This window comes from Ruegeria sp. B32, assembly GCF_025141855.1.
Classification (GTDB): Bacteria; Pseudomonadota; Alphaproteobacteria; order Rhodobacterales; family Rhodobacteraceae; genus Ruegeria; species Ruegeria arenilitoris.
On record NZ_CP081106.1, the window covers coordinates 2,163,383 to 2,178,248 of the forward strand.

Below are 14,866 nucleotides of genomic sequence, written 5' to 3' on the forward strand. Positions count from 1 at the left end.
CCCGCGCCGGACCCGACGTTCGAAAGACGCCCCATGTTTTCCTACTGCGCTGATCCCGACACGCTCGGCACGTTCCGCTGGTTTTCATGCTATCTGACCAACGGCGTGCACTGGTCGTTCTACCTGTCGTTCATCAAGGTTCTGGCCTTGCTGGCGGTGACGGCCCCGGTGGCGTTGGCTTTCGGCTTTGCGGGGGCAATGGCGGCGCGGTCGCATTTCCCGCCGCTGGGCTGGCTGGGCAAAGGCTATATCGCCATCGTGCGCGGTGTGCCCGATATTGCGTTTTTCCTGTTTTTCGTGATCGCCCTGGACCAGGGGCTCGAGTGGATGCGGCATCAGGTGCTGTGTCCCGACTGGACCGATCCGATCCGCCAGGGCAACGACTTTCTCGTCTGCCCCGCCGCCAAGCTGCCGCTGGGCACCGCACCGGAATGGGTGCACGAAACCTACGGCTTTTTCCTGGCCGTCATCACTTTCTCGATCGTGTTCGGTGCCTTCGCCGCCAACGTTCTGTTCGGCGGTATGCGCGCCGTGCCGCTTGCGCAGCTTGAAACCGCCGAGGCCTATGGCATGACCCGCCGCCAGACCTTCTGGCGCATTCTCGTGCCGCAGATGTGGGTCTATGCCCTGCCCGGCCTGTCGAACCTGTGGATGGTGCTGATCAAGGCCACGCCCCTGCTGTTCCTGCTGGGGGTCGAGGACATCGTCTATTGGGCGCGCGAGCTGGGCGGCACCAAGACCTCGAAATTCACCGCCTATCCGCATGGCGACTGGCGCATGTGGTACTTCCTGTTCCTGCTGGTTTTCTACCTTGGCATGACCCGCGTTTCCGAGATCGGCCTCGAACGGCTGATGCGCCGCCTGTCGCATGGCCAGGCCACATCGGGCGGAGAGCTGCTGCGCAAGGAGACCACCGCATGAGCTGCCTGCAGACCATCCAGGATTACGGCCTGCGTTCGATCGGCATCGGCGAGCGCCTGCTGCCGCGCAGCGATTTCACCCTGTGCGAACAGTTCACCCTGATCGGCTCGGGGATGATCTGGAACATCTATTTCGGCGTGATGGCACTGGCCACCGGGTTCTTCCTGGCCACGGCCGTGGCCCTGGGCAAGGCGTCCAGCCGCAAGTGGCTGCGCAAACCCTCCGAATGGTTCATCTTCATCTTCCGCGGCTCGCCACTGTTCATCCAGTTCTTCTTTGCCTACTTCCTGTTCCTGTCGCTCAAGAAGACCTACCCGATGTTCGACGCCTTCACCTCGGCCTGGCTGGGGGCGTTGATCGTGCTTTTCCTGAACACCGCCGCCTATTCGGGCGAGATCTTCTATGGTGCGCTGCGGTCGATTCCCAAGGGAGATATCGAGGCCGCCGATGCCTATGGCATGTCGGGTTGGTCGCGCTTCCGCCGGATCGTGTGGCCTACCATGCTGCGGCTGGCATGGCCCGCCTACACGAACGAGGCGATTTTCCTGTTCCATGCCACAACGCTGGTCTTCTTCTCGGCCTTCCCAGCCTGGCAGCAACGCGGGGACGCGCTGTATTATGCCAGCTATTTCGCCGACAAGACGTTCAATCCATTCGTCCCCTACCCGATCCTGGCGTTCTATTTCATCCTGCTGACGCTGGTGATCGTGGGCGTGTTCGGCCTGATCAACAAGCGGCTGAACCGGCACCTGCCGGTGGCGCGCAAGGCCAAGATGCGGTTCCGCCTGAACCTGGCGCGCTGAGGCGCCAAGACCTTTAACTGTCGTTTCACTTAAAGCGCGCCATCGCAGCGTCAAAAGCCTCGGACATGTTGTCCCATGCCTTGTCGAACCCGGCTTTCATATCGGCCCAGGCTGCGTCACTGGCCTTGCGCATTTCCTTCAATTCGGCTTCGGCCTTGTCCCGCTGCGCCCGCATCTCTTCTAATTGCTTTTGGTACTGGATTTTACTGTCTGCCGCGGCTTCGTCGATCTTTGCCTTGGTCTTGTCGATTTCGGCGTTCCACTGGTCCAGCATGGCCTTGGCTTTTTCGACGTAAACATCTCTTTCCGACATCCGAACATTCCTTTCTTGTGAAAACTTTCCTGACTGCGGATCAAAGCGTAACCCAGCCCTCGCGATTCCCACAAATACGCAACCGAGTGTTGATCCGAGCCGGCCGATCGAAGTTGTAAAAACCGTGCAATGCAGGTGCTGGAATGGGTACATATCCTGATGTTTCGTTTATTCCTGCCGTGCCCGAGATTGTTGCCTGAATAATTTGATCAAATATCGTGACAAGGGCAAAAAGCTCGACTAGGTTTGCCGCAGCACAGCTACGGAGCCCCAGATGGACCTTGCCGCCCTGCATACATTTCGCGTCGCCGCCTGTGACCTGAACGGCCAGATGCGCGGCAAACGCGTGCCCCCGTCTTACGCCGACAAGCTGGACAGCGGCGCGGTGCGCATGCCGTTTTCGGCGCTGAACGTCGATCTGTGGGGCGCCGATATCGAGGGCAGCCCGCTGGTGTTCGAAACCGGCGACGCCGATGGCGTACTGCGCCCGACCGAGCGCGGCCCGGTGCCGATGCCCTGGCTGACCACACCCACGGCGCTGGTGCCGATGTGCCTGTACGACGATCACGGCACCCCCTTTGCCAGCGACCCCCGCCACGCGCTGGCCGCAGTCCTGTCGCGCTATGCCCAGCGCGGATGGAAAGTTGTTGCCGCGACCGAGTTGGAGTTCACGCTGCTTGACTCCTCGGATGTGCAACCAAAGCCCCCGCACAATCCGGTCACCGGCCGTCGGCTACGCGGCGAGGCGGTGCTGTCGATGGCCGAAATGGACGCCTTCGACGCCTTTTTCACCGAACTTTATGACGGGTGCGCCGAAATGGGGATTCCCGCCCAGACGGCAATCTCAGAGAGCGGTATCGGCCAGTTCGAAATCAATCTGAACCATCAGGATGCCATGCGCTGCGCCGATGATACGTGGCTTTTCAAGGCATTGACCCGTGGGTTGGCCCGCAAGCACGGCTTTACCGCGACCTTCATGGCCAAACCCTATGCCGATGATGCTGGGAACGGAATGCATGTGCATTTTTCCGTGCTGGATGACCAGGGACGCAACGTGTTTGACAATGGCGGGCGTGAAGGGACCGAAATCCTGCGCTCTGCCGTCGCCGGCTGTCTGGCCGCCATGCCCGGCAGCACGCTGATCTTTGCTCCGCATGGCAATTCTTACACGCGGCTCGTGCCCGGAGCCCATGCCCCCACAGGCGCGGCCTGGGCCTATGAGAACCGGACCGCGGCAATCCGCATTCCGGGCGGTGCGCCCGCTGCCCGCCGGATCGAGCACCGCGTGGCCGGCGGCGACATCAACCCTTATCTGATGCTGGCCGCGGTTCTGGGCGCGGCTCTGATCGGCATCGAGGACGGCCTTCAACCCCCGCCCCCGATCACGGGAAATGCCTACGAGATCGAAGGGCTACTGCAATTGGCGGGGGACTGGGATTCGGCCATTTCGGCATTCGAGACGGACCCGATCATCGCGCGCATCTTCTCCGAGGATCTGATCCGAAACATGGTGATGACCAAAAGGCAGGAATCCGCACGCTTTGCCGACATGGACCCCGACAGTCACTGGCTGAGCTATCTGGAGTCCGTATGATCCTCTTGCCCGTGGATCGAGACTCGGGTAGATTGAATTTGATCAAATTTGGTGACTCATGAAAATCGGCATACTGCAGACCGGCCACGCGCCCGAACCGCTGGAACGATCGTTCGGCGACTACGACCTGATGTTTCAACAGCTTCTGGACGGCAACGATTTCGAGTTCGTGACCTATGCGGTGGTGGATGATGTGTTCCCCGACAGCGCAAGCGATTGCGATGGATGGGTGATCACCGGCTCGCGTCATGGCGCCTACGAAGATCATCCGTGGATCCCCAAGCTCGAGCAATTGATCCGCGAGATCCAAGCGGCACGGAAACCGTTGATCGGGGTCTGTTTCGGCCACCAGATCATCGCTCAGGCGTTGGGCGGCAAGGTTGAAAAGTTCGGCAAGGGTTGGGCGATCGGACGCACGGAGTATGACTATGACGGGCGCAAGGTGTCATTGAACGCATGGCACCAGGATCAGGTGACGGCCTTGCCCGACGGCGCCCAGCTATTGGGTAGCAACGCGTTCTGCAAGAACGCGATGGTTGCCTACGGGGACACGATCTGGACGGTGCAGGCACATCCCGAATACTCCAACGATTTCATTCAGGGCCTCATGGAGACACGCGGTAAAGGCGTGGTGCCCGACGCCCTGATGGACGACGCAAAAACCCGATGGAACGCTCCGGATGACAACGCCAATATCGGGCGTTTCATGGCAAAGTTCCTGAAGAAAGAGAGGGCCTGATGGCCGACTGGACAGACCAACTTCCACAAGCAGCACGGGATTACATCGAAGGGCACCGGCTGGACGAGGTCGAATGCATCATCTCAGACCTGCCGGGGATTGCCCGCGGCAAGGCAGTTCCGGCATCGAAATTCGCCAAGCAGGCCTATTTCCATCTACCCGACAGCATTTTCTACCAAACCATCACTGGTGACTGGGGTGAGGCCGCGGGTGAGGATGGGTTCATCGAACGCGACATGATCCTCAAGCCCGATTTCAGCACGGCCTCGGCGGCACCGTGGACCGGTGACTGGACCCTTCAGGTGATCCATGACGCCTATGACCGCGACGGCGATCCGATTCCGTTCAGCCCGCGCAACGTGCTCAAACGCGTGGTCCAGCTGTACAAGGACAAAGGGTGGAAACCGGTTGTCGCGCCCGAGATGGAGTTCTTTCTGGTTGCCCGCAACGTGGACCCGGCCAAGGGGATCGAGCCGATGATGGGCCGCTCGGGCCGTCCGGCTGCCGCGCGGCAGGCCTATTCCATGACCGCCGTGGATGAATTCGGCCCTGTGATCGACGACATCTATGATTTCGCCGAGGCACAAGGGTTCGAGATCGACGGCATCACCCAGGAGGGCGGCGCCGGTCAGCTTGAGATCAACCTGCGCCATGGCGACCCGGTCAAGCTGGCCGACGAGGTGTTTTATTTCAAACGCCTGATCCGCGAGGCTGCGCTGCGCCACAACTGCTTTGCCACCTTCATGGCCAAACCGATCGAGGATGAACCGGGATCGGCCATGCACATCCATCACTCGATCATCGACATGGAGACGGGCAAGAACCTGTTCTCAGGGCCTCAGGGCGGCGAGACGGACGCGTTCTACAACTTCATCGCCGGTCTGCAACTGCACCTGCCCGCCGGGCTGGCGGTGATGGCGCCCTACGTCAACTCGTACCGGCGCTACGTCAAGGACCACGCCGCCCCGATCAACCTGGAATGGGCGCGCGACAACCGCACCACGGGCATCCGCGTGCCACTGTCAGGCCCCGACAGCCGCCGGGTGGAAAACCGCATCGCCGGGATGGATTGCAACCCCTATCTGGGCATCGCCGTGTCGCTGGCCTGCGGCTATCTTGGCCTGGTCAATCAGGACCGGCCGCGCCGTCAGTTCTATGGCGACGCCTACGAAGGTGACGGCGACATCCCGCAGGTCATGGGCAACGCGCTGGATCTGTTCGACGAGGCCGAAGCCTTGCATCAGGTTCTGGGCGCCGAGTTCGCCCGCGTCTACAGCATCGTCAAACGCGCCGAGTACGAGGAGTTCCTGCAGGTGATATCGCCGTGGGAGCGTGAACACCTGCTGCTGAACGTCTGAGCCATGTGCGCCATGAACCTGCTGTACAGCAATGACAAACGCGGCACCTACCCGCCCAGCTGGTATGCCGCCACCGCGCACCCGCGAACCTCGACCGAGCCGCTGCGCGGCGATGTCACCGCTGACGTTTGCGTCGTGGGTGGAGGGTATACGGGTCTTTCGACCGCGCTGCACCTGGCCGAGGCCGGGTTCAAGGTGGTCCTGCTTGAAGCGCATCGCGTGGGTTTCGGCGCCTCGGGGCGCAATGGTGGCCAATTGGGCAGCGCCCAGCGCATGGATCAGGAAGACCTGGAGAAGCTGGTGGGGCGCGACGACGCGGCCAAGCTGTGGGATCTGGCCGAAGACGCCAAGACGCTGACCAAATCGCTGATCGAACGCCAGGGCATCGATTGCGACTTGAAACCGGGCATCGCCACGTTGGGCTTCAGCGACGGCGAACGCGCCGAATTGCACGCTCACGCAGATCACCTGAAAACCGCCTATGGCTATGACCAGATCGAGCTTCTGGATGCCGAAGCCGGGCGCGCGCTCTGCCCCTCGCCGGCCTATGCGGGCGGATATCTGGACATGGGCGCGGCCCATCTGCACCCGCTGAACTATGCGCTTGGCCTGGCCGAGGCCGCCTTGGCCGCCGGCCTGACGCTGCACGAAAACACCGAGGTTCTGGGCATCGAGGAAGGCCCACGCGTCACCGTTCGCACCGAACAGGGTTCGGTCACGGCCGACCATCTGGTTCTGGCCTGCAATGGCTATCTAGGCAATCTGAACCGCAAGGTCGCTGCGCGGGTCATGCCGATCAACAATTTCATCGCCGCGACCGAGCCGCTGGGCGCGGAGGCCGCAAAGGTTCTGACCCAAGACGTGGCGGTTGCCGACACGAAATTCGTGGTGAACTATTTCCGGCTCAGCGCCGATGGGCGGCTGTTGTTCGGCGGTGGCGAGAGCTATGGCTATCGCTTTCCATCCGACATCGCCGCCAAGGTCCGCAAACCGATGACCGAGATCTTTCCGCATCTGCGCGATGTTCGGATCGACTATGCCTGGGGCGGCACGCTGGCCATCACCATGCGGCGAATGCCCTACCTGACACGCCTGGCGCCGAACATCCTGTCGGCCTCGGGCTATTCCGGTCATGGGGTCGGCACTGCGACCCATGCCGGTCAGTTGATGGCGCTGGCCATCCAGGGCCAGGCCGAAGGGTTCGACACGATGGCCCGCGTGCCTGCTCTGCCTTTTCCCGGGGGCTCGGCCCTGCGCAGCCCTCTGCTGGTGCTGGCGATGACTTGGTATGCCCTGCGTGATCGGCTGGGCTTTTGACCCACCACTTGTGACGGTTCGGTGAAATTTCGCCCAACAGGCGAATGAAAGCTTGGTTTGCTCAGCTTTTCATTTTATCTTTTCCAAACATAGAATTTGGGATTATCAAATATGACGCTGCCACCCAACGTCCATGACGCCGAACCCATCCCTGCCACCGCCAAAGACGCGATCGAGTCCCTGATGCAATCCGGGGACCTGTTCCGCTATACCGCGCCGCAGGACGCGCCGGTTGCTTTGCTTGAAACCGAGTTCGCCGAGTTGCTGGGCAGCAAATACGCGCTGGCGGTGTCATCCTGTTCGGCGGCTCTGTTCCTGTCGCTCAAGGCACTGGGGCTGCCGCGGGACGCGCGGGTGCTGATCCCGGGCTTTACCTTTGCCGCGGTGCCCTCGTCGGTGGTGCATGCAGACTGCGATCCGGTCCTGTGCGAGGTGGGCGACAATTACCGCATCGACATCGACGATTTCGCGGCCAAGCTCGACGACGTTCAAGCGGTGATCATCAGCCACATGCGCGGCCATACCTCGGACATGGACGCGATCATGGCGCTGTGCGACGCGCGCGACATCCCGGTGATCGAGGACGCGGCCCATTCGCTGGGCACCACTTGGCATGGCCGCAACATCGGCACCATCGGCAAGGTGGGGTGTTTCTCGTTCCAATCCTACAAGATGATCAACGCGGGCGAAGGGGGCATCCTTGTCACCGACGACGCCGACCTGGTCGCCCGCGCCGTGATCATGTCTGGCGCCTATGAGCACAATTGGAAGAAGCACAAAGGCCCGCACGGCCAGAATACGCCCGATCTGGAGCAAGCTTTTGCCCGATGGCAGAACAAGCTGCCGCTCTACAATCTGCGTATGAGCAATCTCAGCGCCGCGGTGATCCGCCCCCAACTGCCCGAACTGGCGCGGCGGGTGCGGGACGGGCTGGCCAACCACGATTATGTCGCGCAGCGCCTGAACTCGTCACCGCATATCCACGTCCCCGACCCGTTGACACCGGAGCGACGCGCGCCGGATTCGATCCAGTTCAACCTGGTCGACCTGGACAAAGACCAGATCAAGGCATTTGCCGCTGCCGCCGAGGGCCGCGGCGTCAAGGTGCAGGTCTTTGGTCTGAGCGAGGACAATGCCCGCGCCTTCTGGAACTGGCAGTTTCTGCCAGAGCAGGTCGAGCTGCCTCGAACGCGCGCAATGCTGATGTCGGCCTGTGACGTGCGCCTGCCGGTGCGCCTGACCCGCGCGGAACTGGATGTAATCGCCGACATCATCCTGGCCTCGGTCGGCGAGGTTACCGCGCCCGAAGTGGCCTTCGGCACCTGACCCCAACACAATAAAGAAAAGGCCCGGGTCGTCCGGGCCTGTCTGGTATCAGCTGAGCTTGGAAAGCTTCTGCTGCAACTCGGCCAGTTGTTTCTTGATGTCGTCCAGGTCTTCTTTGGACTCGGACTTGCCTTCTTCGTCCTTGTCGGGCCCGGACCAATTGCCCGACAACCCGCCAGTCATGGCCTTGAGGAACGCCTGCTGCTGCGCCTGCATTGCTTCGAACCCGGGCATGCTGCTCATGGGGTTCATCGCATTCATGTTTTCCATCATCTTGGCCTGGCTTTCGCGCAGCATCTCAAAGCTGGATTGCAGGAATTGAGGCATCATGCCCCCGCCCGGCACCATGTAGCTGCGCACCAGGTCATTCAGCACGTTCACAGGCAGAACGTTCTCACCCCGGCTTTCATGTTCGGCAATGATTTGAAGCAGATACTGTCGTGTCAGGTCGTCGCCGGTTTTCAGGTCGATGATCTGAACCTCGCGCCCGTCGCGGATGAACCCAGCGATGTCCTCGAGCGTGACGTAGTCGCTGGTCTCGGTGTTGTACAGCCGACGGCTGGCATACCGCTTGATCAGCAGAGGTTTATCTTTGTCCGACACCGTTTACCCTCCCCAAGGATGATGCGTTGCAGCAGAGGTTATGCGACTGCAGAACAAAAAGAAAGGGCAGGTCAATGGACCTGCCCTTAGCGATTGCACCAATTTGGGAGGGATGGGTGCGTTTCGCGGATCTTGCTTACTTGGCAGCCGTTGCTTTCTTGGCAGCAGCGGTCACTTCGTTGGTGGCTTTCTTGACGGCCGCGGTGGTTTCTTCCGCAGCTTCTTTGCCAGCAGCCATCAGCAGCTCGACGGTTTCCGACTGAACTTTCTTGGCGATTTCAGCGAAAGCAGCTAGGTTCTCGGCAGCAACTTCAGCCGAAGCGCTGGCGAAATCGGTTGCTGCTTTGGCGTAGTCGGCCGGCTCTGCTTTGGCTTTCGACATCTCGCTCAGCTTGGCCAGAGTTTCCTTGGTCCACTTGTTCGAGATTTCAGCCGATTTCTCGGCAGCTTCCAGAGCAACGCCCGACAGCTTTTCGTTCAGCGAAGCGGTCGATTTGAATGCATTTTCAACGGCGGAGGTGTCCACCGGGAACGCGCCCATCATGTCTTTCATGATCGCGGTAAAGTCTTGGGTCTTTGCCATTGTCCTAATCCTTTCAGCCGGTCCGGGCCCACCCCGGGTTTCATCAGCTTGAGGACAATATGATTGCTGCGACGCAGCATTTCAAGTTTTTTGTTGCTGCGACGCAGAATTTTTTAGTTTCAATGTGAAATCAAGACTTTGGTTTGGCGACTACATAGGTTCCCGGCGCCGGAGCCAACGGTGGGTGGCTCGAATCACCCGGTTCGCGTGCCGGAACCTGCTTGCCAGACCGCTTCTTCAACCAAGCCTCCCAGCGGGGCCACCACGAGCCTTCGTGGAAGCTTGCCTCTTTCATCCAGGTATCGGCATCCGCCTTGAGATCGGTGTTGGTATAGTGACCGTATTTCTTTTTGCTGGGCGGATTGACGATGCCTGCAATATGTCCCGATTCCGAAACGATAAAGGTCTTGCTGCGCGACCCCATTTTCTGCACGCCGCGATAGCAGTCTTTCCACGCGGCGATATGGTCCGTCTCGCAGGTGATCGCCATCAACGGCACATCCACGTCGCGAACATGCAGCTTGTGGCCCATCAATTCGAACCCGTCCGAGGCGAACTCGTTGCGCTGACACAAGCCACGTAAATACTGCACAGCCATTTTCGCGGGCAGGTTCGCGCCGTCCCCATTCCAGTACAACAGGTCAAAGGCGGGTGGCGTCTCGCCCAGCATGTAGCTGCGGATCGCCGGTCCATAGACCAGGTCGCGAGACCGAAGGAACGACATCGTGCGCGCCATGATCCATGACCGCAGCACACCTTCCTTGTTCACCTCTTCCTCGATCCCGTCGATGAAATCATTCTGCAGGAAGGGGGTAAACTCGCCCTGATCCGAAAAATCGGTCAGCGCCGTAAAGAACGTGGCGGATTTGATCGACTTGTCACCGCGCTGCTTCAAAAGCGACAGAGTGAGGCTCAAGGTCGTTCCGGCAATGCAGTACCCGACCGCATTGACTTGTTTGACCTTGCAGATCTTCTTGGCCTCTTCGACCGCCGTCAGGAAACCGTCCTGAACGTAGTCTTCCATTCCCGTTTCGGCATAGCTGGCATCCGGATTGACCCAGCTGACGACGAACAAGGTATAGCCCTGATCGGTGATCCACTTGATCAGGCTGTTCTGTGCCTTCAGATCCAGGATGTAGAACTTGTTGATCCAGGGCGGGAACAGAACGACGGGGGTTTCATAGACTGTCTCGGTCGCGGGACTGTACTGGATCAGTTCCATCATCCGATTCCGATAGACGACTTCGCCGGGCGTTGTAGCCAGGTTGCCGCCCACCTTGAACGCGTTTTCGTCCGCCAGCTTGACGATCAACTCGCCATCATTCGCTTCGAGATCGGCAACAAGATTCTCCAGCCCCTGGATCAGCGACTGGCCATCGGTTTCGATCGCCTTCTGCAGAGCGTCGGGGTTGGTCGGCAGGAAATTCGTCGGCGACATCATGTCGACAATCTGCTGCGAGAAGTATTTCAGCCGCCGCTTGTCCTTGGCGTCCAAGTCCTCGACCGACTCCACCGCGTTCGCGATGGCTTCGGCATTTGTCAGGTATTGCTGACGGACGAGACGGAAATAGGGGTTCGTATCCCACAGCGGGTTCGAGAAACGTTTATCCTTGCTAGGAGCCTCGTCCGCTTCTCCTTCACCCGCCATCAGGGCCTGCTGCGCCGCAGCAAAATTCAGGACGGACTTGCCCCAGTATTCCAGCTGTTGTTCCAACAACTTGGCCGGGTTCTGCAGGGCCTCGGCCCAATAAGCAGTTGCTGCTCTTGCAAAAAGTTCCTGATTCGGGCCGTCCAGCGCGGGAGTATGAGCTTTTTTCGACGCCATCACCTCGATCAGCCGCTTGGACAGATCTTCGACTTTCAGCATGTTTTCCTTAAGGCGTTCAACGTGTTCGTCGCTTAAGTCGGGCATGTGGCCTTCACTTGTTGTCATTTTAACAAATCCCCCCTAACCTCGCTGCTGTGCAGAATATCGTCGTGGGCACCGGGGGGCAAAGCGACGAATGGTCCGAACTCTCAGGCTGACATTTAGGAGGCCATTCCCGTGCGTTACATGATGACCTACGACCTGATGGAAACCATGCGCAACACCAACCAATGGCTTGGTGCAACCGCAAGCGCGATGGCGTCCTACCCCCAGTTTTCCATGATCCCCAACCCGGCATTCAACTGGATGGCCGCGTGGGGCGAAGTAACCGAACGCACGTTTCAACGCATGGTCGTGAAACCCGATTGGGGTATCCGAACGTTTACCTGCGAAGACGGCAAAGATCATCTGGTGGATGTCACCTCCGTGCTTGAACGCCCGTTTGGCGATCTGGTCCACTTTCGCGTGAATGGCCGCAAAGAGCAACCGCGCAAGGTGCTGTTGGTTGCGCCGATGTCCGGACACTACGCCACCCTGCTGCGCTCGACCGTCAAGAGCCTGTTGGTCAATTGCGAAGTCTATGTGACCGATTGGCATAACGCGCGCGACATCCCCGTGTCCGAAGGCAAGTTCGATGTCGAGGACTACACCCTGTACCTTGTCGATTTCATGAAGGAGCTGGGGCCGGACACGCATGTCGTCGCTGTCTGCCAGCCCGCGCCCCTGACCCTTGCGGCGACGGCGTACCTTGCCGAAACCGACCCCAAGGCGCAGCCCAGCACGCTGACGCTGATCGGTGGCCCGGTTGACCCTGACGCAACCCCGACCGAAGTCACCGATTTCGGCCGCCGGGTGACCATGGGCCAGCTTGAGGAAACGATGATCCAGCGGGTGGGCTTCAAATACAAGGGCGTGGGACGCATGGTTTATCCCGGGCTTCTTCAATTGGCATCCTTCATGTCGATGAATGCCGAGCGCCATGGCAAGGCTTTCTCCGACCAGATCCAGCGGGTCATGCGGGGTGAGGCGTCGGATCATGACGCCCACAACCGTTTCTACGATGAATATCTGGCCGTGATGGACATGACGGCAGAGTTCTACCTCTCGACGGTCGAGCGAGTGTTCAAGAACCGTGAGATCGCCCGGAATGAGTTCATCGTGGCTGGCCACAAAGTCGACATCGGCAAAATCACGGATGTGGCGGTCAAGACGGTCGAAGGCGCCAATGACGACATCTCGGCCCCCGGCCAGTGTATCGCAGCGCTGGACTTGTGCACCGGCCTGCCCGACAGCAAGAAGGCCAGCCATGTCGAACCCGGAGCGGGCCATTACGGTATCTTCGCCGGACGCAGTTGGCGTGACAATATCCGCCCGCTGGTCATAGACTTCATGAACGAAAACAGCCGCAAACCGCGCCGCCGCGCGGCCAACAGCAACAAGGTTGCTTGATGTCCGCAGACCCGGCGCCTGCCCTTCCGTTCGCCTGCAACTGCGGTGAGCTTAGCGGCGAGATCACGGCCAAAGGGGTGTCCAGTGGCACCCATGTCGTCTGTTTCTGCCCAGATTGCCGCGCCGGACAGCTGTATTTTGGTCAACCTGACCCCGCACCGGGGCCGGTAGACATTTTTCAGATGTCGCCCGAATATATCCGCATCACCAAAGGCGCCGAGAACCTGGCCGTGATGCGGCTGGGACCCAAAGGTCTGTTTCGATGGTACGCCAAATGCTGCAACGCGCCTTTGGCGACCACCACCAGCAGCATGAAATTCCCCTTTGCCGGATTTGATGTCGCCAGGTTTTCCGATCCATCCCCTCTGGGGCCTGTGAAGACCCGCGCCCATGTCCCGCAGGCGAATGGCAAATGGAAGCACGAAAATGTGGCTCCTGCTGTTTTCGGCATGATCCGCAGAGTCATTGCGGCGCGCCTTTCCGGTCGTTGGAAGCAGACTCCGTTCTTCGACGTCGCAACCGGCAATCCGGTTGTGGCTCCGCATGTCATCAGCCTTGAAGAACGCAAGGCGCTGTACGACTAGAAAGCCCGCACGGGTATGTCCAACCAGTCGGACAGCGCGTCGGTGGTTTCACTCGGCGCTTCAAGCGTTGGAAGATGACCCGCCATGTCCACCACATGCAAGGCTGCCCCGGGGATCAACTCGGCCATGAAGCTGTGTTTTCTGACCGGCGTCAAAGTGTCATGTGCCCCGCACAGAACCAAGGTCGGCACCTTTATTCGCCGCAAGGTGCCCTGCTGATCCGGACGGCGCTGCAGAGCGCGCATTTGGCGCACGAACAGTTCCGGCCCCAGCTCCAGCGCCATTTCCAGCATGTCGTTCAATATCGGGATCCGCTGCGGTCCGGGGGCCAGCGTGTCCGAGCCCAGAACCTTGCGCATGACATCCTCAAGACGGCCAGCCTGCGCCGCAACGATCAGCTCTTCGCGGTCAGCGGCGATCTGGGGGGTATCGGCCTGCGCATCCGTCGCCATGAGGCAAAGGCGGGTCACGCGTTCCGGGGCCCGGCGCACCAGTTCCAGCGCGACAATGCCCCCCATGCTCAGACCAGCCAACGCAAAGCGGTGGGGCAACTGGTCCAAAAGCGACGAGGCAATCTCTTCGATCCGATCACCGCCGCCGATCGGCGCGACCATCACCGGCCTGGTCTGAGACAGCCGGGTTGTCTGCGGCTGAAACAGCCGTGCATCGCACATCAATCCTGGCAACAAGACCAGCGGCTCGATCACGCAGGGCCTCCTTGTACTGGCCGATCGGCTCGGCCGTTTTGTTGATCAGGATGAGAGTTTCGGCGCAGACGGGCAAGAAAAACTTTAGGGATAGCGGATTGCGCGAAATTCGGGAAAGTCCGCATAGCGCCGACGGCGTTCGCTCAGGGTCTCATCCGGATCGGCGCCGGCCCGGAGCAGGCTGCCACGCGGCGCAATGTAGCTGTCGATCCGGCGCAGTGGGGTGGGCCGCCACACCAGATTGAAGGCGCAAAGTTTGGGAAAGAACCATATCTCGGAATAATCGAGATGATCGTGCATCCACCAGGCCAGATCGCGCCAGTCCCTGCCCTGTGCGTAACGGTCGGCAAACCATGGGATCACGATCGAGGCTCCGGCAATTCGCGCCTCGCCTGTTCCCCGGTCCCAGATGTGGCATTCAAGTGGATGATCGTTGCGGGCGCAGTTCAACTTGTTCTCGTTTCCAAACCGGTTCAGCGAAGGTGACCGGTATCCAGACCGGACGGCAACACGCCCGAATGTTTCCTCCAACGGATCCAGAAGGGTTTCGCAAAATGCACGGCCGGTTTCGATGGCCAGATCCGGGTTGTCCGGCAGGTTCTGTTTTTCGTGAAAGTTCCCGATCTCGGAATACAGGAAATCGCGCATGAAGAAATGGCGCGACAGGCGCACGCGGCCCAGGGTCTCGAGGCTCCACATGCT

Annotated in this window: 15 protein-coding genes; 9 read left to right on the top strand and 6 right to left on the bottom strand. The window is 60.2% G+C overall.

Annotated elements, in window-relative coordinates; all coding sequences use genetic code 11:
- Window positions 1-33 precede the first annotated feature (33 nt).
- Together K3752_RS10975 and K3752_RS10980 are read left to right on the top strand one after the other, a co-directional pair.
- Window positions 34-921, top strand: a complete 888-nt coding sequence (locus K3752_RS10975; RefSeq protein ID WP_260063242.1) for an ABC transporter permease — start codon at window positions 34-36, stop codon at window positions 919-921.
- Window positions 918-1,724, top strand: coding sequence for an ABC transporter permease (locus tag K3752_RS10980; RefSeq protein WP_005982159.1), 807 nt, complete (start codon window positions 918-920; stop codon window positions 1,722-1,724). The genes K3752_RS10975 and K3752_RS10980 overlap by 4 nt, the downstream gene beginning before the upstream one ends.
- Before the next feature lie 25 nt (window positions 1,725-1,749).
- Here the strand turns inward: K3752_RS10980 and K3752_RS10985 are convergent, their stop codons facing one another.
- Window positions 1,750-2,037 (bottom strand): hypothetical protein, encoded by a 288-nt coding sequence (locus K3752_RS10985; RefSeq protein WP_170337839.1) that lies wholly within the window; start codon window positions 2,035-2,037, stop codon window positions 1,750-1,752.
- A 274-nt stretch (window positions 2,038-2,311) separates the two neighbouring features.
- Here K3752_RS10985 and K3752_RS10990 point away from each other — a divergent pair, with 274 nt between their 5' ends.
- From K3752_RS10990 to K3752_RS11010, 5 genes are all read left to right on the top strand, one after another.
- Window positions 2,312-3,631, top strand: coding sequence for a glutamine synthetase family protein (locus K3752_RS10990; protein ID WP_170358523.1), 1,320 nt, complete (start codon window positions 2,312-2,314; stop codon window positions 3,629-3,631).
- A gap of 58 nt (window positions 3,632-3,689) precedes the next feature.
- Window positions 3,690-4,370 (top strand): type 1 glutamine amidotransferase, encoded by a 681-nt coding sequence (locus K3752_RS10995; protein WP_260063243.1) that lies wholly within the window; start codon window positions 3,690-3,692, stop codon window positions 4,368-4,370.
- Window positions 4,370-5,728: a glutamine synthetase family protein gene (locus tag K3752_RS11000; protein WP_170366502.1), complete on the top strand. Its 1,359-nt coding sequence runs from the start codon at window positions 4,370-4,372 to the stop codon at window positions 5,726-5,728. Before K3752_RS10995 ends, K3752_RS11000 begins: the two co-directional genes overlap by 1 nt.
- 12 nt (window positions 5,729-5,740) lie before the next feature.
- The gene (locus tag K3752_RS11005) at window positions 5,741-7,045 is read left to right on the top strand and encodes an FAD-binding oxidoreductase (RefSeq protein WP_260063244.1); all 1,305 of its coding nucleotides are present in this window, start codon (window positions 5,741-5,743) and stop codon (window positions 7,043-7,045) included.
- A 111-nt stretch (window positions 7,046-7,156) separates the two neighbouring features.
- Complete coding sequence (locus K3752_RS11010; protein WP_260063245.1) at window positions 7,157-8,371, top strand: DegT/DnrJ/EryC1/StrS aminotransferase family protein; 1,215 nt, start codon at window positions 7,157-7,159, stop codon at window positions 8,369-8,371.
- Between the two features lie 48 nt (window positions 8,372-8,419).
- On the opposite strand, the gene phaR is transcribed toward K3752_RS11010, so the two are convergent.
- From phaR to K3752_RS11025, 3 genes are all read right to left on the bottom strand, one after another.
- Entirely contained in the window at window positions 8,420-8,974 is a 555-nt protein-coding gene (gene phaR / locus K3752_RS11015; protein ID WP_170363106.1) for a polyhydroxyalkanoate synthesis repressor PhaR, read from the bottom strand.
- A 136-nt stretch (window positions 8,975-9,110) separates the two neighbouring features.
- Complete coding sequence (locus K3752_RS11020; RefSeq protein WP_170338288.1) at window positions 9,111-9,557, bottom strand: phasin, PhaP; 447 nt, start codon at window positions 9,555-9,557, stop codon at window positions 9,111-9,113.
- A gap of 130 nt (window positions 9,558-9,687) precedes the next feature.
- A complete protein-coding gene (locus K3752_RS11025) occupies window positions 9,688-11,490 on the bottom strand; it encodes an alpha/beta hydrolase (protein ID WP_260063246.1) in 1,803 nt (600 codons plus the stop codon).
- A 111-nt stretch (window positions 11,491-11,601) separates the two neighbouring features.
- Here K3752_RS11025 and phaZ point away from each other — a divergent pair, with 111 nt between their 5' ends.
- Together phaZ and K3752_RS11035 are read left to right on the top strand one after the other, a co-directional pair.
- Window positions 11,602-12,873 carry a polyhydroxyalkanoate depolymerase gene (gene phaZ / locus K3752_RS11030; RefSeq protein WP_170337826.1) on the top strand — a complete coding sequence of 424 codons (1,272 nt, stop codon included), beginning with the start codon at window positions 11,602-11,604 and terminating at the stop codon, window positions 12,871-12,873.
- Window positions 12,873-13,457, top strand: a complete 585-nt coding sequence (locus tag K3752_RS11035) for a DUF6151 family protein (protein WP_260063247.1) — start codon at window positions 12,873-12,875, stop codon at window positions 13,455-13,457. Before phaZ ends, K3752_RS11035 begins: the two co-directional genes overlap by 1 nt.
- On the opposite strand, the gene K3752_RS11040 is transcribed toward K3752_RS11035, so the two are convergent.
- Entirely contained in the window at window positions 13,454-14,164 is a 711-nt protein-coding gene (locus K3752_RS11040) for an alpha/beta fold hydrolase (protein ID WP_260063248.1), read from the bottom strand. The genes K3752_RS11035 and K3752_RS11040 overlap by 4 nt on opposite strands.
- 84 nt (window positions 14,165-14,248) lie before the next feature.
- Complete coding sequence (locus K3752_RS11045; protein ID WP_170370989.1) at window positions 14,249-14,863, bottom strand: hypothetical protein; 615 nt, start codon at window positions 14,861-14,863, stop codon at window positions 14,249-14,251.
- Window positions 14,864-14,866: the final 3 nt, after the last annotated feature.

Excerpts from the sequence above, each read along its gene's own strand:
- K3752_RS10975 (WP_260063242.1), top strand. The coding sequence starts at position 34 with ATGTTTTCCTACTGCGCTGATCCCGACACGCTCGGCACGTTCCGCTGG.
- K3752_RS10980 (WP_005982159.1), top strand. The coding sequence starts at position 918 with ATGAGCTGCCTGCAGACCATCCAGGATTACGGCCTGCGTTCGATCGGC.
- K3752_RS10985 (WP_170337839.1), bottom strand. The coding sequence starts at position 2,037 with ATGTCGGAAAGAGATGTTTACGTCGAAAAAGCCAAGGCCATGCTGGAC.
- K3752_RS10990 (WP_170358523.1), top strand. The coding sequence starts at position 2,312 with ATGGACCTTGCCGCCCTGCATACATTTCGCGTCGCCGCCTGTGACCTG.
- K3752_RS10995 (WP_260063243.1), top strand. The coding sequence starts at position 3,690 with ATGAAAATCGGCATACTGCAGACCGGCCACGCGCCCGAACCGCTGGAA.
- K3752_RS11000 (WP_170366502.1), top strand. The coding sequence starts at position 4,370 with ATGGCCGACTGGACAGACCAACTTCCACAAGCAGCACGGGATTACATC.
- K3752_RS11005 (WP_260063244.1), top strand. The coding sequence starts at position 5,741 with ATGAACCTGCTGTACAGCAATGACAAACGCGGCACCTACCCGCCCAGC.
- K3752_RS11010 (WP_260063245.1), top strand. The coding sequence starts at position 7,157 with ATGACGCTGCCACCCAACGTCCATGACGCCGAACCCATCCCTGCCACC.
- K3752_RS11020 (WP_170338288.1), bottom strand. The coding sequence starts at position 9,557 with ATGGCAAAGACCCAAGACTTTACCGCGATCATGAAAGACATGATGGGC.
- K3752_RS11025 (WP_260063246.1), bottom strand. The coding sequence starts at position 11,490 with ATGACAACAAGTGAAGGCCACATGCCCGACTTAAGCGACGAACACGTT.
- K3752_RS11035 (WP_260063247.1), top strand. The coding sequence starts at position 12,873 with ATGTCCGCAGACCCGGCGCCTGCCCTTCCGTTCGCCTGCAACTGCGGT.
- K3752_RS11045 (WP_170370989.1), bottom strand. The coding sequence starts at position 14,863 with ATGTGGAGCCTCGAGACCCTGGGCCGCGTGCGCCTGTCGCGCCATTTC.